Origin of the sequence: Tardiphaga sp. (assembly GCF_028290495.1) — a bacterium.
Classification (GTDB): Bacteria; Pseudomonadota; Alphaproteobacteria; order Rhizobiales; family Xanthobacteraceae; genus Tardiphaga.
The window spans coordinates 56,957-76,270 of sequence record NZ_JAQGJT010000027.1 but is presented as its reverse complement, the minus strand read 5'-3'; the positions used below and the strand labels follow the sequence as shown (position 1 = coordinate 76,270).

The 19,314-nt window shown below is 62.7% G+C and carries 16 protein-coding genes and 2 pseudogenes; 4 read left to right on the top strand and 14 right to left on the bottom strand.

Going from position 1 to position 19,314, the window contains the following annotated elements:
* Positions 1 to 221: 221 nt before the first annotated feature.
* Both JWQ24_RS05485 and JWQ24_RS05480 read left to right on the top strand, forming a co-directional pair.
* Positions 222 to 767 (top strand): PRC-barrel domain-containing protein, encoded by a 546-nt coding sequence (locus JWQ24_RS05485; protein WP_299805363.1) that lies wholly within the window; start codon positions 222 to 224, stop codon positions 765 to 767.
* An 83-nt stretch (positions 768 to 850) separates the two neighbouring features.
* Positions 851 to 2,107: an MFS transporter gene (locus tag JWQ24_RS05480; RefSeq protein WP_299805369.1), complete on the top strand. Its 1,257-nt coding sequence runs from the start codon at positions 851 to 853 to the stop codon at positions 2,105 to 2,107.
* Here JWQ24_RS05480 and JWQ24_RS05475 read toward each other — a convergent pair.
* The 6 genes and pseudogenes from JWQ24_RS05475 to JWQ24_RS05450 form a co-directional block, all read right to left on the bottom strand.
* Positions 2,073 to 3,045: pseudogene (locus JWQ24_RS05475) on the bottom strand (integrase core domain-containing protein). The gene JWQ24_RS05480 and the pseudogene JWQ24_RS05475 sit on opposite strands and share 35 nt — an antisense overlap.
* Before the next feature lie 154 nt (positions 3,046 to 3,199).
* Positions 3,200 to 4,183 carry a tripartite tricarboxylate transporter substrate binding protein gene (locus tag JWQ24_RS05470; RefSeq protein ID WP_299805361.1) on the bottom strand — a complete coding sequence of 328 codons (984 nt, stop codon included), beginning with the start codon at positions 4,181 to 4,183 and terminating at the stop codon, positions 3,200 to 3,202.
* Between the two features lie 104 nt (positions 4,184 to 4,287).
* A complete protein-coding gene (locus tag JWQ24_RS05465) occupies positions 4,288 to 5,340 on the bottom strand; it encodes an Ldh family oxidoreductase (protein WP_299805358.1) in 1,053 nt (350 codons plus the stop codon).
* Between the two features lie 2 nt (positions 5,341 to 5,342).
* Complete coding sequence (locus JWQ24_RS05460; protein ID WP_299805355.1) at positions 5,343 to 6,224, bottom strand: alpha/beta fold hydrolase; 882 nt, start codon at positions 6,222 to 6,224, stop codon at positions 5,343 to 5,345.
* Positions 6,225 to 6,283: 59 nt separating this feature from the next.
* Positions 6,284 to 7,186, bottom strand: a complete 903-nt coding sequence (locus JWQ24_RS05455) for a VOC family protein (RefSeq protein ID WP_299805353.1) — start codon at positions 7,184 to 7,186, stop codon at positions 6,284 to 6,286.
* Between the two features lie 284 nt (positions 7,187 to 7,470).
* A complete protein-coding gene (locus tag JWQ24_RS05450; protein ID WP_299805351.1) occupies positions 7,471 to 8,172 on the bottom strand; it encodes a GntR family transcriptional regulator in 702 nt (233 codons plus the stop codon).
* A gap of 396 nt (positions 8,173 to 8,568) precedes the next feature.
* Between JWQ24_RS05450 and JWQ24_RS05445 the strand changes: the two are divergent.
* A pseudogene (locus JWQ24_RS05445) lies at positions 8,569 to 9,543 on the top strand (transposase).
* Between the two features lie 154 nt (positions 9,544 to 9,697).
* Here the strand turns inward: JWQ24_RS05445 and JWQ24_RS05440 are convergent.
* From JWQ24_RS05440 to JWQ24_RS05425, 4 genes are read right to left on the bottom strand one after another with little or no spacing between them, the layout of a single operon-like run.
* Entirely contained in the window at positions 9,698 to 10,099 is a 402-nt protein-coding gene (locus JWQ24_RS05440; RefSeq protein ID WP_299805349.1) for a hypothetical protein, read from the bottom strand.
* Positions 10,096 to 11,262 (bottom strand): glycosyltransferase family 4 protein, encoded by a 1,167-nt coding sequence (locus JWQ24_RS05435; protein WP_299805346.1) that lies wholly within the window; start codon positions 11,260 to 11,262, stop codon positions 10,096 to 10,098. Before JWQ24_RS05435 ends, JWQ24_RS05440 begins: the two co-directional genes overlap by 4 nt.
* A gap of 10 nt (positions 11,263 to 11,272) precedes the next feature.
* A complete protein-coding gene (locus tag JWQ24_RS05430; protein WP_299805344.1) occupies positions 11,273 to 12,550 on the bottom strand; it encodes a glycosyltransferase in 1,278 nt (425 codons plus the stop codon).
* Entirely contained in the window at positions 12,547 to 13,491 is a 945-nt protein-coding gene (locus tag JWQ24_RS05425) for a WecB/TagA/CpsF family glycosyltransferase (RefSeq protein WP_299805342.1), read from the bottom strand. The genes JWQ24_RS05430 and JWQ24_RS05425 overlap by 4 nt, the downstream gene beginning before the upstream one ends.
* A gap of 39 nt (positions 13,492 to 13,530) precedes the next feature.
* Between JWQ24_RS05425 and JWQ24_RS05420 the strand changes: the two genes are divergently transcribed.
* Entirely contained in the window at positions 13,531 to 14,625 is a 1,095-nt protein-coding gene (locus tag JWQ24_RS05420; protein ID WP_299805341.1) for an endo-1,4-beta-xylanase, read from the top strand.
* Between the two features lie 10 nt (positions 14,626 to 14,635).
* On the opposite strand, the gene JWQ24_RS05415 is transcribed toward JWQ24_RS05420, so the two are convergent.
* From JWQ24_RS05415 to JWQ24_RS05400, 4 genes are read right to left on the bottom strand one after another with little or no spacing between them, the layout of a single operon-like run.
* Positions 14,636 to 16,075, bottom strand: a complete 1,440-nt coding sequence (locus JWQ24_RS05415; protein WP_299805340.1) for a polysaccharide biosynthesis C-terminal domain-containing protein — start codon at positions 16,073 to 16,075, stop codon at positions 14,636 to 14,638.
* 2 nt (positions 16,076 to 16,077) lie between these two features.
* Positions 16,078 to 17,079, bottom strand: a complete 1,002-nt coding sequence (locus JWQ24_RS05410; RefSeq protein WP_299805339.1) for an acyltransferase family protein — start codon at positions 17,077 to 17,079, stop codon at positions 16,078 to 16,080.
* Positions 17,076 to 18,182 (bottom strand): acyltransferase, encoded by a 1,107-nt coding sequence (locus tag JWQ24_RS05405; protein WP_299805338.1) that lies wholly within the window; start codon positions 18,180 to 18,182, stop codon positions 17,076 to 17,078. The genes JWQ24_RS05410 and JWQ24_RS05405 overlap by 4 nt, the downstream gene beginning before the upstream one ends.
* A 41-nt stretch (positions 18,183 to 18,223) precedes the next feature.
* Complete coding sequence (locus JWQ24_RS05400; protein ID WP_299805336.1) at positions 18,224 to 19,297, bottom strand: glycosyltransferase; 1,074 nt, start codon at positions 19,295 to 19,297, stop codon at positions 18,224 to 18,226.
* Between the last annotated feature and the right edge of the window lie 17 nt (positions 19,298 to 19,314).

The following is a 19,314-nucleotide window of genomic DNA, read 5'->3' as shown; positions in this document are numbered from 1 at the left end:
TTTGCCGGCTTTTCTCAACGACGTGGTGCTGCGTGATTTGCAGCTTGGCCCCTCAAGCGTCGATCTTCGGGTGCGCCGCCACGGCGATGATGTGTCGCTGGAGGTGTTGCGCACGCGCGGCCAGATCCGGGTGTCGATCGTTCTGGCGCACTGAAAGCGGCTCTTGGTTGCGGCGCTTGGTTGAAGGAGACTCTATGCGCGTGAAACGCCTGTTTGCGTCCATGATTATCACGTCCCTGACACTCGCGACGGCTTGGGCCGCCGATCAGGCTGTCCCGCCGCCGCCGGCTGCCGGGGCTCCGTCGGAACTGACGCCCACCCCGGCGCCATCACCAACGCCGCAGCAGAGCGCGACGCCGCAGGCCGTGCCAAAGGAAGCTTCGAAGCCCAAGGAGCCACCGAAAGAGGCCCCGCCGGCCTCGGTTACCATCCTGAGCGCAAGGGAAGTGCATGGCGTGCTGGGGCGTGACGTCCGCAGCGCGGCCAATGAGGATATGGGGAAAATCATCGACGTGATCGTCGATCGGAGCGGCGCGGTGCGCGCGGCGGTGATCGATTTCGGCGGCTTTCTCGGCGTTGGCAGCCGAAAGATCGTTGTCGACTGGAACGCGTTGCGGTTCGGCCGTGTTGCCGACAAGACCGACAGCGTCACGCTCGAATTGACCAAGGATCAGGTCAAGGCAGCTCCCGAATACAAGGAAGATACGCCGGTCGTGGTGCTGGGGGCTACCGGAAGCCTGCAGCCGTTGCAATTTGACGACCAATGAACGAATTGGAGAGAGACACACTGCTCGCGGCCCCACCCAAACACCGGATTGAGCGGATCGATGGCGATGATCGCGGGCGCTCGATCGGCGGCGACGACTATGGGCCGTCGCCACCGATCGCTCCTCTGCCAAGCCCTTCGCCCTGCCGCGAGAGCTTGCGCGGTCTCGATTGGTTCATCTTCTTCCTGGCGGATGTGCAAACCGGATTTGGCCCGTTCGTCGCGGTTTACCTGACCACACAAAAATGGACCCAGGTCGAGATCGGCTTCGTGCTGTCGATCGGCGGAATCGTCGCGCTGCTGGGCCAGATGCCCGGCGGCGCCATCGTCGATGCCGCGCGCTCGACCAAGCTGGTGGCCGGCGCCGCCGTGCTGACGATCTGCTTCTGCGCGCTCGGCTACGCCGCGTTCCCCGTCTTTCCGATCGTCGTCACCGCCGCCACGCTGCATGCGATGGCGAGCTGCGTGCTGGGACCGGCGATCGCCGCGGTCAGCCTTGGCCTGGTCGGGCCGTTGCGAATCGGCGAACGGCTCGGCCGCAACGCGCGCTTCGCCTCGCTGGGCAACGGCGTTGCCGCCGCAGTGATGGGAACCTGCGGCTACTATTTATCGAGCCGTTCGGTGTTCGTCGTCACCTTCCTGCTGGCGCTGCCGACGTTGTATGCGCTGTCGCGGATTCGCGCCCGCGACATCGATGCAGCGCAGGCGCATGGCGCCACCGCCGCGCAGACCGAGGGGCATACGGCGGTTCGTTTCCGCGACCTTGTCCGACAGAAAGCGCTGCTGATCTTTGCCGCTGCGGTGTTGCTGCTGCAACTGGCGAATGCCGCGATGCTGCCGCTGATGGCCGGCGTCGTCACCACGCGCTCGGCCGACTGGGCGCCGGTGCTGATCGCGTTCTGTATCGTGGTGCCGCAGGCGATCGTCGCGGCGACCTCGCCGACCGTCGGCCGCAAGGCGCAGCAATGGGGGCGGCGGCCGTTGTTGCTGCTCGGCTTTGCCGCGCTGGCTATTCGCGGGCTGCTGTTCGCGACCGTGACCGATCCCTACGTGCTGGTCGCGGTGCAGTTGTTCGACGGCGTCACCGCCGCGGTGTTCAGCGTGATGATCCCGCTGATCGTCGCCGACCTGGCGTTCGGCAGCGGCCGCTATTCGCTGGCGCTCGGCATTGTCGGCACCGCCACCGGCATCGGCGCGGCGCTCAGCACGGTGCTCGCCGGATTGATAGCCGACCATTTTGGTGCGCCCCTGGCATTCATAGGCTTGGCCGGCGTTGCTGCATTGGGGCTCTTTTTGATTTGGGCCATCATGCCAGAGACTCGGCGCTGCGGCGCGACGTAACTTTCCTTCGCTCTGACCTGACGGATATTTTGGACCAGCGGGATAGAGACTGCTGCATTGTCACGCTCTGATCTGGATGGTGGGCGTCAGGTGCTGATGTCTGTGGTGCAGGTGGTCGGTAGTTCAGCGAGGAGTGCGGTCGGGCCGTGTTGTAGTGATTGCGCCATTGCTCGGTGACGACCGTGGCCTCCTTCAGGCTGCAGAAGATTTCACCGTTCAGGCCCTCATCACGCAGCTTCCCATTGAAGGACTCGCAGTAGCTGTTCTCCCACGGACTGCCTGGCTCTATGTAAGGTGTTTTCGCCGCGAGCTTTGCAAGCCAGCTGCGCACGATCCTGGCCGTCATCTCCGGACCATTGTCGGATCTGATGTGCTCGGGCACGCCGCTGGTGTTCACGGCGCCAGATTCGCTGACCCCGGTCGCTGCCAACCTGCCAGCCGGCAGTGACCAGCAGCGATGTGATCCGGCGATAGCCATACCGTCCGTATCGGGATGCCAGAGGGATGATCGCTCTCGTCAGCGCATCCTCATCAGCCCAGATGATCGTGGTGTAGCGCGGCGTCCCGCGTGATTGACCGACGATCCGGCAGGCCTGGCGAACCGGGAGACCATACTTCGCTCGAATGCCCTCTACTGCCCGCCGGCGCCGTTCGGCGGCTTACAAGTTTCCCGAGGCAATGTCCTTGAGCACCTGTTTCTCAAGCGACAGATCCGCGACCAGGCGTTTGAGGCGAACATTCTCCCGCTCCAGGTCCTTCAGCCGCTTCGCCTGATCGAGATCAAGGCCGCCGTACTCTTTACGCCAGCGATAGCAACCCTGCTGCGAAATGCCCGCTTAGCGACAGGCGACCGGCGTCGCTCTCCCCTGCGACATCAACACTTCGATCTGGCGCAGTAGCACCACGATCTGCTCCGCCTTGAACCTCTTCTTCGGCACCACCAAGGCTCCGTTCCAAGCTCAGTTTCTCACAAAGCTTGATCCACAAAAGCTCGGGCAAGTCACTTCACGACGCCATGAGCGTCTTGCGCAGCGATACGAACCACTGCGCTTCGCCGCCTATACCAGTTGTTAGAAACGGGAAAGTGTACGATCAAATTCGCGGAAGCTTCGCCGCGTCGACGACGCCCTTCCATTTCACGATCTCGCTCGCAACGAGTCGCTTCATTTCCTCCGGTGTGCTGCCGCGCGCCTCGCCACCGATGGCCGTCTCCAGCCTTGGCTTGATGTCAGGATCCTTCACCACCTCCATCACCGCACTATTCAGGGCGTTGATAACTGCGGCGGGCGTTCCCGCAGGCGCCAGCAGCCCCGCCCATGTCCGGACGTCGTAACCTGCGATTCCTGCTTCTTCCGCCGAAGGTACGCCAGGCAGCAGGGCCGCGCGGCTCCGCGACGTGACGGCGAGGCCACGGACGGCACCGCTTTCGATCTGCGGGGCGAGCAACACGCTGGTGCCGACGATCATCGGCACTTCGCCGCCAAGCAACGCCGTGATCGCCTGCGAGTCGCCACGGTACGGCACGTGAAGAATATCGACACCAGCCATGGATTTCAGAAGCTCGCCCGCCAGGTGGTGGGTGCTACCAAAGCCCACCGATCCGAAGCTGAGCTCTCCCGGCTTGGCTTTCGCCATCGCGATCAGATCCGAGAGCGATTTGGCAGGATAGTCGGCGCGCACAGCAATCACGAGAGCGTAGTACACGATCGTCGAAATCATCTCGAAACTGTCGACCGGCTGGAAGCGAAGGCTTTTATAAGTCGCCGCGGAGACGGCATGGCCGCCGGTGACCAGACCCAGCGTGTATCCGTCCGGTGTCGCGTTGGCGACAGCCTCGGCGGCAATATTGCCCCCTACGCCCGGCTTGGCCTCGACGATCACCGGTTGGCCCAATCGTTTCGACAGGCCTTCGGCTATCAAACGCGACAGGGTGTCTGCGGCACCGCCGGGCGCAAAACCGTGCAGGAGACGAATCGGATGCACCGGATAGACCTCGGCCGAGGCCGGCGCGGCTGAGACACTGAGCGCAACGGTGAATGCCGCCCCCCGCACGAGGGATGCCAGATAACCAAACATGTTTTCCTCCAGCGATATGAGCTGCCGCCACTCTGATGGTGACGTCTGCAGCGGCGGTATTACGTCAGGTGCTCAACAAGATACGATCCGATGCCAAGAGTGCGTCAGCGCAGCGAGGGCGGAATCGGAACGGAATACTTCGTGGCCACCGCGACAAGATTTGCCAACGTGCCGGAAGCAATCGGGATTCCCTCCTGGGTCCGCTTCGCAGCTTCCGCAAAGCCGCGTTCACCGGGCAGCAGAACCGGCTCATGCTCAGCCGCGGCCGGAAGTCCCTTGATTGCTTGGGCGAGTTCTTCGACGGCCTGCCTGAAGGCAGCCTTGTCGCCGAAGGCCACTGGATCGACAGCGAGGACCAGTCCGTTGAACGCCGCACCATCGGTCCCGTTCAACGATGCACTGATGATCGGATTGGCGATCAGAACACTCGACATGATCTCGATCATCAGCGACAGCCCCGCCCCCTTGGGCCCGGCCATCGGCAGCATGGACTTCACGGCCTTCGGGTCCGTAGTGCCGGCGCCGCTAGCATCGACGCCCCAGCCTTCGGGAATGGCTACGCCAGCGTCCCGCGCCGCCATGATCTTGCCTAGCGCCGCGGCGGAAGTGGACATGTCGAACACGATCGGACGATCGGGATCAGCCGTCGGCGCGGCGATGGCCAGCGGGTTGGTCGAGACGCCTTCGGCGCTGGATCCGAAATAGATCATGAGCGGCTTCGATGCAGTCATCACCATACCGATCATGCCAGCCTCGGCCACCTTCTGGGCGAAGTATCCGATGGCGCCGGCGTGAGTGATATTTCTGGCCGAGCACCATCCGATCCCGTGGCTCCCGGCCAATTTGATCGCCTTCTCCGCCGCCAGCAGCATCCCGACGGCGCCGGGTGCCCGATCGGCATCGAGCACGGCAATGGCGCCCATCTCGGTCTTGAATGCGGGCTTCGCATCGGAATTGATGATGCCGAGTTTGACCATTTCGATGTAACGCGGAATTCGCAGCACGCCGTGCGACTCCGCGCCGCGCAAATTGGCCCACACGAGGAGGCCCGAAGTCTGTCGGGCCTGTTCCGCCGTGAACCCGCCGGCAGTCAGCAGGTCCGCAGCAAAAGTCCGAAGGATTTCGGGGGCAACGTTACGCTTGATAGCCGCTGTCATGTTCAGGATCCAAGCGGCGACGGAAAGAACTTGTCGAGCCATCCCTTGATCAGGGCTTTGGTGCGAGGGGCATCCTGGGCCGATAGCGGAAAATGGGACGTTCCTGTGATCAGCATCAACTCGGCCGGCGCGCCGGCCTTTTCAAACAAGCGGATCGACTGCTCGGTCGGCGTTATGCCGTCGTTGGCCGTGTGAAAAAACAAAGCCGGCCGCGGTGAAATATCTGCGACCACGTCATCAGCACGAAAATTGTACATGCTCCACGCTGTCTCCACCGGAATTTCCATGATCGCCTTGGGGGAAAGGTTCTTGCGAAGCGGCTCCGGAATCGGCACGGCGTCGAAGCGGGAGATCCACATGCTTTTGCCGGTCTCTTTCTTCTGCCGGCGCCCCTGCTCGAGCAGGCCGGTGAATTTGGCCCAAGCCTCCGGCGTTGGATGCTGTCCGCGGAATTTGCGCTCGCCGTCGCCCCATCCGCAGGAGGAAATGACGCAGGCGAAGCGGTCATCGACGCCGGCGGAATAGACCGCGACGGCGGCCCCGAAGCTATGCCCGACGACGCCGATGCGCGCGGGATCGACCTCTTCCCGACCGGTCAAAAAGGTCAACGCGTTCTTGGCGTCAACGACCTGATCGAAGCAGCGTACCTGACCTCGCTCGCCCTCGCTCTCTCCGCAGCAGCGGAAATCGAAACGAAGCGTCACGTAGCCCATCTGCTCAAGCATCGTCGCCTGGATTTCGGCATGGGATTCATCTTTCGACCCAACGAAGCCGTGCAACACAACAAAGGCCGGCAGTCGCTGGCCGGGCTCGCGCCCTTCCGGCACGTGCAACACCGCCGAAAGCTTCAGGCCATCGGAAAAAAAGGACAGTTTCTCTTGCATCGGTCGACTCCGGAATTCGTTGAAGGTCAGCCCGCGTCTCGGCAGAGCGGTGCTGACGTCTAGGCGATCTTCGCGAACGGGAAATGGAATTCGCGCCACTCCTGCGGCGCCGGCGTGCCCCACACGTTCATGGTCCGCACATTGCCGGGACGCGCCAGATTGGTGATCACGTTCGGCTCGAAGTCATTGTCGTCGGCGACCAGCGCCATCTGTCCGGCGCATTCAACCATCGCGCCGCAAGCGTCCGTGTAATAGGCGTAAGTATTGTCGCCGGGACGATGTCGGCCCGGACCCCACAGCATCTGCTTGTCGAACCGGTCGAGCAGATCACCGAGCTTCAGATAGTCGTTGAATTCGCGAAATTCGAACGAGTAATGGTGAAGCCCGACCACGCCCTTAACGATACCGAGGATGTGATGCTGGCGGTTGCCGCCATACATCCAGCTCAAGCTGTCGTTGACCATTCTCTCCGAGAGCTTCAGACCCCCGATTGCGGTCAGTTGCCGTCGCGTCGCGTCGGGGTCCGGCGTGATCAGGTTGGCGTGGTCCAGCCGCCCTGCGCCAACGCCCCGAGTGGGATGCCGGCGGTCGTAGATGCCATCGCGAATCGGAGTGTGAATCTCGAACCGCAAGCCTTCGGGAGTAGCGAAGGTCACGCCTGCCTTGATGCACTCCATGCTTGGTTCGCTTGATAACACGCGGCACCCCGCCGCCTCGACGCGCGATTCCGCCTCGCGCACCGCCTCGACCGTGAGTGCCTCGAGCCCGATCGTGTGGGTCGCGTTTTCAGGCGACTTGATCAGCACGAGTTCGGCTGCGCGTCCGTTGGAACTGAGCCAGACTTGCCCAGCTTCAGAATGGGTCACGTGCAGGCCGAGGATCTCCGTGGCGTCGTGGACAACGCCATCAATATCCGAGGTGTTGATCTTGATGTGCCCAAGGGCGTGGACCAGGTGCGACATCAGTTTCTCCGGGTTAGACGGTTATCGTTGGCACCTCATTATGGCATCCAGCGGAACATTTCAACGATTTTCGAAAATATATGGTTTGATGAGAATTTTCGTTGTCTGACGCCGCATTCTGAACTGAACGAGACGGCATTCCGCCTTAAAAGTGGCTCACTTTGAATTTTCGTTATTGTTCGTTGAGACGGTTTCAGCACAGCCATCGCTAACGCTTCCGCCATGCGACTGAGGAGCGGCAGGCCGCGACCACCCCACAAGGACACGCCGGCAACATTGCGCCGTCAGACCGGCCGAAGCACGTCTTTGGCGTATTTCAGGACGTTCTCGGTCGTACTGCGGATGTGCCGCTCGATCAGTGCCACGGCCTCGTCGGCTTCCCGGCCTACGGCCGCCAGCATCAATGCCCGATGCTCCCCCACCTTGTCCCGGTTCACCGGCCGATAAGCGGCCGACAGGCTGCGGTAGCGCTCCGAGCGATCATAAAGCGAATCGCGGATCGCCAGCAGCGCCGGAGAACCGCAACTCGCGACCAGCGCGTGGTGAAACTCCTTATGGGCGGTCCGCCACTTCGGATTGTCGGCAGGAGGTCCCGACAGGCGCTCTTCAACCTTGTTCAGGCGATGCAGCGCGGACATCATCCCGATTTCCCATTCGTCGTCGCCCTTGGCAATCGACTGGCGCAGCATGTTGACTTCGATCAACACCCGCACGTCGGTGATGTCACACAAATCTGCAACCGTGGCCGGAGCCACATGAAAACCGCGCTGTCCTTCAGAAACCACCAATCCGTCGGCAACCAGCGCCATCAAGGCTTCCCGCAGCGTGGTGAAGCTGACGCCGAACATCGCACGCAACGGTTCGAACCGCAGCGGTTCGCCTGGTTTCAGCCGGCAAGTGATCAGTTCTTCGCGTAACCGATGGGTCACATCGGCGGCGACGGTATTGCCGAAAACTTTCCGCTGATTGCCGACTTCGATGTTCACGCTCAGTCTCGTTTTTCAGGCCGGCTGCAATCTCGTGAGAAAACCGTACTCCAATGGCGCTCCGATGAATATCGAAATATCGATTTATTTCCGATGATAACGTTCGTGCTACCGCTGCCTAGCCCGACCGGTCCGCCCCAAAAGTGACTTCGGGCCTCTGGATGCGGGTATCGAGGGGGAGTGCCCCCCGTTTTTAGGCCAACCACCTGTCCGGGAAATCGATGGCTATCGACGTCTGCAGCCTGCATGGATGGCGGGACCAGCTAGAATTGACCGGCCCAAGCTCATCCATCACCGCGAATGGAAGTCCGCTTTGCGCCGATTTTGTTGAAAAACTCACTGTTGAAGGCGGACGCGGTCGCTGATTCATTGTCGATATCGGCGGAGGCTGAATCGATGATGGTTCCCCAGCAGACTGATCAGGCGACGGTGTTTTACGAGTTCTCGCTCGAGCGCCACGTGCCGGCCTCCCACATGCTGATAGCGATCGACAGGCTCGTCTGATCGCCGCCGACGCCAACAAGCATCGCTCGGATGCGGGTGCCGATCAGCATGATTGGGAGGGCCTCGCCAGAACGCGCCGATCGGTCAGGGAATATCTCGACACGCTGGATGAGGCAGCTTGGGGCACAGCAAGTGAGACGGTGTCAAAGGTTGCCTTCAGATCCGACCCGACCGCGCAATGGACCGACGCTCACAAGGGCTATGCTTTCTTGGCCTATGCCGACAACTATCTGATCGACCTGAAGGTCGCGATCATCGTCGACGTCGAGGCGATACGCGCGATCCGGCCAGCCGAGGTCGGTGCGGCACGCTAAATGATCGAGCGTACCGAGGATCGCTTTGGACTACGTCCCGAGCGTCTGGCTACCGACAGTACTTCCGGATCGGCCGAGATGTTGGGTTGGCTGGTCAACGAGCGCACGATCGAACCGCACGATCCAGTGTCCGACAAGTCAGCCCGCAACGACGGGACATTCTCGCGCGACGACTTCGGCTATAATCCCAGACCGATGTCTATCTCTGCCCCGCCGGTAAGGTGCTGGCGTCGAGCGGGACCTTGGTGGACGACGAAGCGACACTTCTCTATCGAGCCCGTAAGCGCGACTGCGATATCTGCAAGCTCAAGCCACGGTGCTGTCCGAAGATGCCTGCCCGCAAGGTGCCGCGTTCGATCTACGCGAGCGCAAGTAGATCGAGATGTTGTTTGCGCACCTGAAGCGCATTCTCGGCCTTGATCAGCTTCGGCTGAGAGGGCCGTGCGGTGCTCACGACGAGTTCCTTCTCGCCGCAACCGCCCAGAACCTCCGAAAGCTGGCAAAGTTCCTCCCACCGCCCGCTCCGGTGCCCGCCTTCGCAGAGAAGAACTGACGCGCGTCGCTCCTCGGGTCATCGCGAACAGTCACGTCGCCCGACTTCTTCAACACAAGCCGCCAACAGCGGTCATTGCAGGCGAACGCGACAACCAGGTCTTTGAAAGTGCTTTCGAAAACTTTCGCGTCCCCGCCAAATGCGTTTCGACGGCTTAGCCGCCCATGATTTTCTTGCACGAGGTTGCAGACCCGGACGACATGCGGACGATGGCGAGCGTCGATTTCGACAGCGCCAATTCCTTGCGGGTGATGAACCGCAGGGTTGCCCGCGGATAGGCGTTGCAGAATTGCGAGAGCGTCGCCGCTGTCGCGGAGATGCTGTCTTGCTTCGGTACCACGGCAATGCCGCCGTCCTTCAGCATGTAGGCATCCTTGACGTTCGACATCGCCGATGCCGCCATGCAGGTCTTGAACAAGGCTTCATATGACTGCGCCGGCATCGGCAGTTCCCCCGCCAGGCTGCCCAGCAGATATTCGCGGCTCTTGCCGCAATTATCCGCCTTCGCGGCCGTGCTGGCCGTGAGCAGCAGTAAAAGAATGGCGATCCGCCTCATGCACTGATCGCCTGTGCCGTCGCGGCGTTAACAGGCAGTCCATAGGTCTCGGCGGCGCAGCGCTCCCACGACAGGTCGCGTGCGTGGGCTGAAGCGCCCGACGCCAGCCGCGCTCGCGCATCGCCGTCCTGCATGAGCCCCGTGATAGCGCCGGCAATCGCCAGAACGTTCGGCGTCACCAGAATTCCGGATGCGTCCGTGAGCACCGCGTCGGACACGCCGCCGACATCGGTGGCAACGCTCGGCAGGCCGCAGGCGCCGGCTTCCAGATACACCAGTCCGAAGCCCTCGACGCGCCCACCGGGATCCTGTGCGCCGGTCAGGCAAAACAGATCCGCAGCATGATAGAGGTCGCGTATCGTCGCACTGGGCAGCGGGCCGAGCAGCCGGACATCGCCATCGGAGACGTTAATGATCTGGCGCAGCCCATCGACGTAATCAGCTTCGCCTTCCGGGCCGATCACAAGCCAGGTGACGCGCCGCCGCATCTCGTCCGGCAGCTCGTTGAGGGCCGCGAGCGTGAGATGATGTCCCTTGCGCCGCGTGATGCGCGCCACGGTGACGATGACAAACCGGTCCTGGCCGATGCCGTGGGCCCGTCGCGTGGCCGCGCGGGCGGCGGCCTTGCCGAACCAGAATTGCGAGACGCCGAGCCGGATCGCCTTCACGCGCTCGGCGGCCATCGCAAAGCGCGTGCGGAACAGTTCCCTGGTAAAGCTGCTGTTGGCGATCACCTCGGTGCGTTCGCCAAACACGTTGGTGGCGCCGATCGCGAAACGCTTCAGCGGCGTCTGGGTCTCGTTGATCTCGGTGCCATGCACGGTCATCAGCAGCCGCGCCTTCGTCAACCGGCGCGACAGCGCGACCGGAATAAAGAACGGCCAGTCGGCAGCGTGAATAACGTCGTAATTCTGCTGGCGCACTAGGCCGCGCGCCAGCGAGATTTTTGCCGGCGTATCCCGCATCGAATGCAGGCCGCCGTTGAAGCGTTGAACGGGATAGGTCAGCGCCAGATCTTCGGAGTCGGCGCCCTTGGTGTAGTCGGGAGCGACGACGGTAACAGAGGCGCCGAGCGCCGTGGCGGCGGTCGCGATCTCGCTGGCATAGGTGCCAATGCCCCCCTGCACGGGAGCAAATTCGCTGGTCAGCAACAGAATGTTCAAGTCAAGGGCCTCAGTAAGACGCTGCTGCAGCCGTGAAGGCCCGCTCGTTCTGGATTTCCTTGTGATAGCGATATACCCGCGCCAGCTGCGTGTTCGGCGTGAAGTCGGCTATCGATTCGGCTATTACTTCGGGCTGCAAACGTTCGGCCTCGATCGCATCGCGGACATCGACGAAGCGCTCGGCCACCGCGATCGCCATGTCGTCTTGCGATCCCTGCCGCGGCACCAGGAAGCCGCTGACGCCGTCGTGGATCACCGGCTCTAGCTGCGGCAGATGGACAGCGACGACCGGACGCCCGACCGCGAGAATCTCCAGCACACAGCGCGGCATCCCTTCGAATTCCGAAGTCAGAATACCGGCATGCGCGGAGGCCAGCGTCGCTGCCATGCCGGCGGCGTCCTTGAAGCCGTGGCGGACGGTGATGTCCTCGATGTCAGCAAACTCCACGAAGCGATGTGGATCACTGGTGCCGATATAGTGAAACTCGACACCGCCCGGTAGCCGCGCCCGCAACTGCTTGATCGCCTTGAACATCAGCGGCGGGTCCTTGAACTCGTCGAGACGCCCGGCAAACACGATGCGGAACGGCGAGGCCCCCGCGGGCATCGGCTGCGGCTTGAAGATGTCGGTGTTGACCCAGGTCCACAGCGTATCGATCTTTTCCTGGCGCGCGGGATAGGTCTTCTTCAGCCGCTCGGTGATGAAGGGATTGACGCACAAAAATTTCTCGCTCATGGCGACCGCAAAGCGTTCGCCGACGTCGTGAACGAACGAGTATTTTCGCAGCAGCGAATCCATCTGCATCTTCGGCGCGCCCTCGCCGTGCAGCATCTGGATGAAAGGCAGCCGCAGAATGGTTGGCAGCCAGGAGAACTCGACGCGGCGCAGGTCGATCGAGCAGCGCCGGTTGCGGACTTCGCGCGCGATCGTGCCGAAATGGCGCAACAGCGCGACGAAGAACTGGCCGGTCAGCGAGGATCGAACCGTGCGCGCGGCCTCGCGCGCATCCTTGTCGGAATAGTGCAGGATCGGCAGGAAATCGAAGGTGCGCCCGCGGAAGGTGAGTTGCGTGATCTCGCCGAGCTTGAGATCGCCCGAGGAATCGACGCCGATGAACAGAAGGTCGGTGTCGGCGGGATGGAAGGTGATGAAGTCGCGGATGTAGGTTTCAAGGCCGCCGACCTTTTCGCCGCGCGGATCGAACGGGTGGATCAGGCAGATCTGATACCGCTGCGGGGCGTGGCTGATGTTGCGGGCACGCTGCGCCAATGTCAAAGTCGAGATCATGCGGCTTTCCTCATCCGTGCGTTGAAGATCTGGGGAACACTGCGTGCCATCAGTTGCGGCACGGTGCCGAGGCAACGGGCGTAGCGCGGCCCCAGCCGCCGCGGGTTCTGCAGCATGCGCCAGGCCCATTCGAGCCCGTATTGCTGCGAGAATTTTGGCGCGCGGACCTGCGTGCCCGCGATGAAGTCGAGGGCTGCGCCGATGCACAGCACACCAGTGCCGGTCAGTTCATCGATGCAGCGCGCGGCGAACAGTTCCTGCCGAGGCGCGCCCAGCGCGATGAAGCATATTTTTGCGCCGGAACGGCGGATAGCGTCCATCGCGATATCCGCCTCGCCGGAATAGGCCTCGAAATTCGGGCCGGGCGAAAGGCAGCCGGCGACTTCGAGCCCTTCGTAGCGCTCTTGCAGAATTCGCGACGTCGCGGCGAGCGTGGTGTCGTTCGACCCGAGCAAAAAGATCGGCAGCTTCTTGATTGCGGCCTCTTCGCACACCGGCTCGACCAAATCCGCGCCGGTGGTGCGCGTGATGGGTGTGCCAAGCATGCGACTCAATATTACGATCGGAAAGCCGTCCGCCGTCACGAACCGCGCGCGCCGATAGGCCGCGAGGAAATCCGGCTGATGTTGCAGTTTTTCAACATGATCGAGATTCAGCGTGCAAACGCTGAAATTATCGCCATGTTCTGCAGCAGAAACAATCGATGACACGGCCTCTGGCAACGAATGCACGTTAACGGTGACGCCATCGACGGTGAGGTCCGGTGAAGTAGAGTTCTGCGTGTCCAAGATGTCCCCCCCCCTGACATGTGGCCGAGTTGCGCTGAACGAAAACCGACGATCACTCCCGCAGTCGCATCGCGATGGGAAGGAGTCGAAGACTCTCGAGACGAGTGACGTCATCAAAACGATCCATTGCGACGCAACGATGGTGCTGCGCACCACATCGATGCCGCAATGCACGGACGATTGGAATCAAACATGAAGCATCCATCACGACGACAGGCGATGGCGATCATCGCGGGTAGTGTTGCCGCGTCGAGCTCGCGCGCATTTTCTGCGCCGCTACAGGGACTTGGTGAGATAGCCGCGGCGAACGGATTTGTTTTCGGCGCGGCTGCCGGGCCGGTGATCTTTAACGACGTCCCGTATCGCGATCTCTACACCGCTCACGCACGAATTGTTACAACGGACGTGGCGATGAAAATGGGATCGATCGCCGGGCAACCCGGGCCGAAACGATTCGATGCGGCGGACCGTCTGTTGAAATTTTGTTTCGACAACAAGTTGCCGATGCGCGGACACTGCCTGATCTGGAACGAATGGGTGCCGCAATGGATCAGAAGCATGAGCACGACGGAGCGGCGCGTGTTCTTCGATGGCTATATCGACGAAGTCGTCGGCCATTACGCCGGCCAGCTGCATTCCTGGGACATCGTCAACGAACCGTTCTGGCCCGGCCACAAGGCGCCGGGCGGTTATCGCCTCGGCCCGTGGTACGACGCCTTCGGCCCGGGCTATGTCCGCCGCGCCTATGAGCGCGCGGCTCTGGTCGACAAGAAGACGAAATTCGTTCTGAACGAAGCACAGACCGAGCGCGACGATGATGTCGGCCTTGCGGTACGCGCCGGGCTATTGAAGCTGGTCGATGAGCTAAAGGACGCCGGCGTGCCGCTGCACGCGGTCGGATTGCAGGGCCACCTGCAGCCACGCTACCCGCACGATCCCTCGCGCTTTGCCGACTTCCTGCACGCGCTCGCCGAACGCAAAGTCGACATCTACATCACCGAGTTCGACGTCCGCGACGACACCTTCCCCGACGACGTCGCGACCCGCGACGCGATGATCGCCGAGACCGGCGAGAAGTTCCTCAACACGGTGCTGAAAGTGCCGGCGGTGAAGATGGTGATCGCGTGGGAACTGGCGGACAACTATTCGTTCTACACGGATGCCGCGAAAAAGAAGGATCCACTCGCGCAGCGCCTGCCGCGTCCGCTGCCGTTCGATGCGCAGAACCAGAAGAAGCCACTGTGGTATGCGATGGCGCGCGCCTTCCAGAACGCGAAGAGAACTTGACCCGCATCGATCAGCTTGTCGATTTGGCACGTCTTGCGCGCAATAGTCGCAGAAACGTCGGGGCATAGAGCAGCACGAGTACCGCCAGATAGACCGCGGCGCCGGCGGCGACGTGCAGCCCCAAAGCGAGGAAGGATCGCGCTTCCGGCAATCGGTCCAGCAGCGCGCCCATCGCGATGGTCGCGGCACCGATGCGGGCGAGATGGGCCAGTGGCAGCGTCAGGCCGAACTTCACGAAGCCGATCGAGAAGCTGACGGCCGCCGCGGCGCTGGCGGCGAGCACGGTGGCGCCCGCCGCGCCGACCAGTCCCCAGTATTTGATGCAGACGACGCTGAACAGCACCGTGACCGTGGCGTCGATCGCGGCGACGATGATCATCAGCCTTGTACGGCTGTGAAGCAAAAACACCTGATCGCCGAAATGCGCGCGCAGATTGCGGATCGAGCCGGCCAGCATCGACAGCGGCAACACGGCGAGCGTCACCTGCTGGAACGGCGTCGCGATCAGCAGATGCACGATCTCGGTGCGCAGCATGTAGATGCCGATGATGCTCGGCGCGAGAATGGCAACCAGCAGCGCGCTGTTGTCGGCGAGTTGGCGCATCGCCGCCTTGCTGCCGCCCTGCTCCATGCTTTTCACGGCCAGCGGAAAGGCCGCGGCCGTCACCAGCATCGCCGCGACCGCCGCGGCGCGCTGGCCAAGGCCGTAGCCGACCGCGAACAGGCCGGCGGCGGCGACGCCCTGCAGGTTGTTGACGATGAAGCGTGAGGCGTTGAGCCCGACCCAGCCGAGCGCACCGCCGATGATCAGCGGGATGCCATAGCGCAGCGCGTGCTCGACGATCTCGCGATCGACCGGCCACAGCCGCTTGCCATAGCCGATGGTCGGCAGCACGACGACGGCCGCAATCAGCTGTGCGATCGCATAGCCGGCGAGCGGCCATTCGGCGGACTGGCCGAATTGCTTGATCAGCACGAGGCCAACCAGAAAGCCGGCCGCAGGCCCGACGATCTGCTGGACCGTGTAGACGCCGATCTGCTGGCGGACGCGGGCGCGCTCGCCAATGTAAAGGTTCAGCGAGCGCGTGATCACATAGGCTACGGTGGCGACCAGCAACCAGGCATGGGCATCGGGTGCGATCACCAGCAACAGCACGCCGACCATCACCGCGCTCTGCAGCACGACCGAGACCAGCAGGATCGCATTTTCGGTGCGATAGAAACGCTCGGCGGCGTGAACGCCCTGAAAACGCCCGAAGAAGCGTAGCGCGTACTGCGACCACCAGGCGAGAAAGCCGATCTGCAGCAGCTCATGCGTCGCGGTAACCAGCGTGATGACGCCGAGCGTGTGCTCGTCGACGACATGGGTCCAGACGATCATCGCCACCAGCTGGAACAGCGGACCAATGATCTGCGCCGGCAAATAAAGAAGGGTTTGTCGCAGCAGCATGGTCAGGCTCCGAGCCAGCGCGAGACGCGCGGCGGCGCAAATCTCCGGATCGCCAGCAAAGCGAGGATACTGGCGAGAATCGTCAGCGCCGCGGTAATCGCGGAATCGGCAAGTGGCCCGAGCGGGCGCAGGCCGGCGTGGTCCCGCAGCGCCATCACGATGAAGATGTGCCAGAGGTAGATGAAATAGCTGCCCGAGCCAAGCAAAGCGAGGAACTGGACGCGGAGGTCCAGCGCGAACAGCGCCCCGCAGAGCAGCGCCCCATAGCCGAAGAACGCCACCGAATCGTAATCGGCGGCATCGCCGATCTGCCACCAGCGCACAGAAACATAGACCGCGTAGAGTGCCAGCATGATCGTGATCAGCGTCACGCGCATCTGCCCAATCGCGTCGCGGACGCCGGCCGTCCCCGCCAGCGCGCCGAGCGCCGCGAAGCCGAACCAGAACGGAATGTCGCGCATGCGGACTTCCTGGATCAGCGAATCCGAAACGTGCAGCCGCGCCAGCAACGGGTCGAGATAGGCACCCGCGATCAGGCCGATGCCGATGGCGATCAGCAACAGCACCGCCAGCCGCAAAGACTCGCCGCGGGCGGCCTTGAATACGAGCCACAACAGCACTGTGCAGCCGGCATACACGAACACATAATAATAGACGAACACGTAAGCCAGCACGAAACGTGCGGCGGTCGCGACAAGGCGATGGTCCATCGCGGGATTATGCAGCGCCATATAAAAATAGGCTGCGGCAAAGGCGATCGCATAGGGGATCAGCAGCGCGGTGAATCGCTTCGCCAACGGCACGCGGCCGGACAGAGCGGTCAGATAGCCGGAAGCAAACAGGAAGATCGGCACGCACGGCCGTAACGCCGCGTCGAGCCAGGTCGCCCAGGCTGGCGTCAGGGGCTGCTGCAGCGAATGGATGCCGATCACCATCAGGATGGCGATGCCGCGCATCGTGTCGATGCTACTGTCGCGGGCTGGTACGATGGATGATGCCGTCATCGCGGGATGTCCGTGACGGCGGCGGGCATTTGCCGTCCGACCCGGCGATCGTAGGCATCATTAAGATAGCGCCTCACCGGCGTCTCGAAATAACGCAACGACAGCACGCTGCCGAACGCCAGCACCATGAGCGCGACCGGGATCAGCGTCAGCCGACCGCCCGGCAGATAGGGCTCCAGATAGCGCGCTCCAAAAGTGAGAATGACCGTCGCCACCGGCAGATGCAGCATATAGCAGGAATAGGTCCATTGCGAACCGCGATCGAGGCCGAGCCGCATCAGCGTGGTCGCGCGATTGGCACAATCGCACTGGATGGCGAGAACCGCGATGACATAGATGATGAGCAGGTCCACCATCTCCGGCACAAACGAGCCGAACAGGATATATGCCGCCAGAAGCGACGTCACCGCGCCGGGAATTATTGGCCAGCGCGCGATCTGGTCGCGGTAGAGCCAGCACGCGATGCCAAGGTTGAAAGCCGGCAGCCCACGAAACGCGCCGCCCTGATTGATCCAGTGCGCCCAGGAGCCGGTGCCCGCGACATGCGCATAGACGGTATTGGCGAAGGCCGGCACTACGATCAGCGCCAGCACCACGGCCCTGCCGCGGGTCACCAGTAGGCCGACGAGCGGAAACAGGACATAGCAGAACATCTCTGCCGACAACGACCAGCTCGGAAAATTGAACGTCAGCCGTGCGCCGTCGAAAGCGTGCAATAGCAGAAACTGCGCCGGCAGGTCGGAGAACGGATAGCGCGCGGCGTTGTCGGTGCGCGCGGCGCCGAAATACAGCGCCAGCGCGATCAGTACATAGAAGGCCAGCGTCGCCAGATGCAGCGGATAGATTCGTGCGAGCCGGCGCCAGATGAACCGACCGATAGCGCGACCGTCAGCGACGCGACCGAGATACTGGCTCGCGATGACGAAGCCGGAAACCACGAAGAACAGATCGACGAAAAGGTTGAAGTGCCAGACATGCGCGACCATGAACTGGCCGACCGGGACATCCTTCACGTAATCCGAATAATGCAGCACCACGACGGCGCAGGCGGCGATGATCCGCAGCGCGTCGAGGTTTCGCGTGGTGGTGTAGGCTGGTTGCAAACATCTATCCTGGTTGATGGCACGAAAGCAGTGGCATAAGGCTACGGCAGACTGCCTTGCACGGCAGAAGCCGGAAGCGTTCGCCCGGCGAGGCTCGCGATCAGTTCGATCACGGCACCGCGATCCGATTCCGCCAGCCCGTTCCAGCGCTGCAGGTTCGCCTCGGCGAGCGCGCCGTGCTGCGCACGCCAGTCGGTCTCCGACATCAGCGCCGCGATCTGCGCTGCCGCTGCCGCTGGATCGGACGGTGTGATGAAGATGCCGGAACCACCCAGCACCTCGCGGAACACCGGCGCATCGGGAGCGACAACCGGCAGCCCGGCATATTGCGCTTCAAGCAGCGGCAGGCCGAGGCCTTCGTCGTGCGAGGTGCAGATGAAAACATCGGCGGCATCCAGGATCTCACGGACGCGCTCGGTCGTCTGATAGCCGTGCAGCGTGACGCCGGGGCTGGCTTCGAGCTGATTCCAGTCATCACCCCACCCTTCCCGCCCTACGATGTCGAGCGTCGCGTCCGTAAAGCCCTGCGCGCGAAGGGCTCCAACAATCTTCGCGGCAGCTACGAAATTCTTGCGCGGCTCGACGGTGCCGAGCGCCACCAGCCGCAGCGGACGCGGCAGAGCGTCGCGCGCCGCGCGTTGCTGCGACGAGAGGTCGAACACGTTACGCACCGGCGGCCGGTACAGTGTGATGTCGGCGTCATCGCGGCAATAAGCGGCCATCTTGCGCCTTGTGTCGCCGGAATTGGTGAGGAACCGCGGATAACGCTGCAGCGCCAGCCGGAACGGTGCGGCCATATAGAGACGCGCGCGGACGTTGAGGTCGACGCGGCGCGACAGCAGGAAGTCGTCGTGAATATAGGGCAGCACGCGCGCGGCGAACGGCAGCAACAGCGGGCTTGGCGGAAAGCCTGGGCACAGCAGGATCGATGACGACGACGCCAGCTTTAGCGGCAGACCGAAGGTCTGCGTCGCGATCATCTGCGCGGTGCCGTGCGAGGTGACGGGCACGACTTCGAGCGGCGTAAGTGCTGCGCGCGAGAACAGTTCCTGCGTGATGCGCTCGAGCCCGGTGACGTGGCGGCCGAGATGGGTGTGGTCGATATAAATCGTCATGCAAGCTCCTCGTCCCG

What these genes read in the sequence shown, in the direction of transcription:
- JWQ24_RS05455 (WP_299805353.1), bottom strand. Translation starts at nt 7,186, where the DNA reads ATGTCGCACCTGGTCCACGCCCTTGGGCACATCAAGATCAACACCTCG.
- JWQ24_RS05410 (WP_299805339.1), bottom strand. Translation starts at nt 17,079, where the DNA reads ATGACGGCATCATCCATCGTACCAGCCCGCGACAGTAGCATCGACACG.
- JWQ24_RS05415 (WP_299805340.1), bottom strand. Translation starts at nt 16,075, where the DNA reads ATGCTGCTGCGACAAACCCTTCTTTATTTGCCGGCGCAGATCATTGGT.
- JWQ24_RS05430 (WP_299805344.1), bottom strand. Translation starts at nt 12,550, where the DNA reads ATGATCTCGACTTTGACATTGGCGCAGCGTGCCCGCAACATCAGCCAC.
- JWQ24_RS05420 (WP_299805341.1), top strand. Translation starts at nt 13,531, where the DNA reads ATGAAGCATCCATCACGACGACAGGCGATGGCGATCATCGCGGGTAGT.
- JWQ24_RS05440 (WP_299805349.1), bottom strand. Translation starts at nt 10,099, where the DNA reads ATGAGGCGGATCGCCATTCTTTTACTGCTGCTCACGGCCAGCACGGCC.
- JWQ24_RS05485 (WP_299805363.1), top strand. Translation starts at nt 222, where the DNA reads ATGATTATCACGTCCCTGACACTCGCGACGGCTTGGGCCGCCGATCAG.
- JWQ24_RS05400 (WP_299805336.1), bottom strand. Translation starts at nt 19,297, where the DNA reads ATGACGATTTATATCGACCACACCCATCTCGGCCGCCACGTCACCGGG.
- JWQ24_RS05470 (WP_299805361.1), bottom strand. Translation starts at nt 4,183, where the DNA reads ATGTTTGGTTATCTGGCATCCCTCGTGCGGGGGGCGGCATTCACCGTT.
- JWQ24_RS05465 (WP_299805358.1), bottom strand. Translation starts at nt 5,340, where the DNA reads ATGACAGCGGCTATCAAGCGTAACGTTGCCCCCGAAATCCTTCGGACT.
- JWQ24_RS05460 (WP_299805355.1), bottom strand. Translation starts at nt 6,224, where the DNA reads ATGCAAGAGAAACTGTCCTTTTTTTCCGATGGCCTGAAGCTTTCGGCG.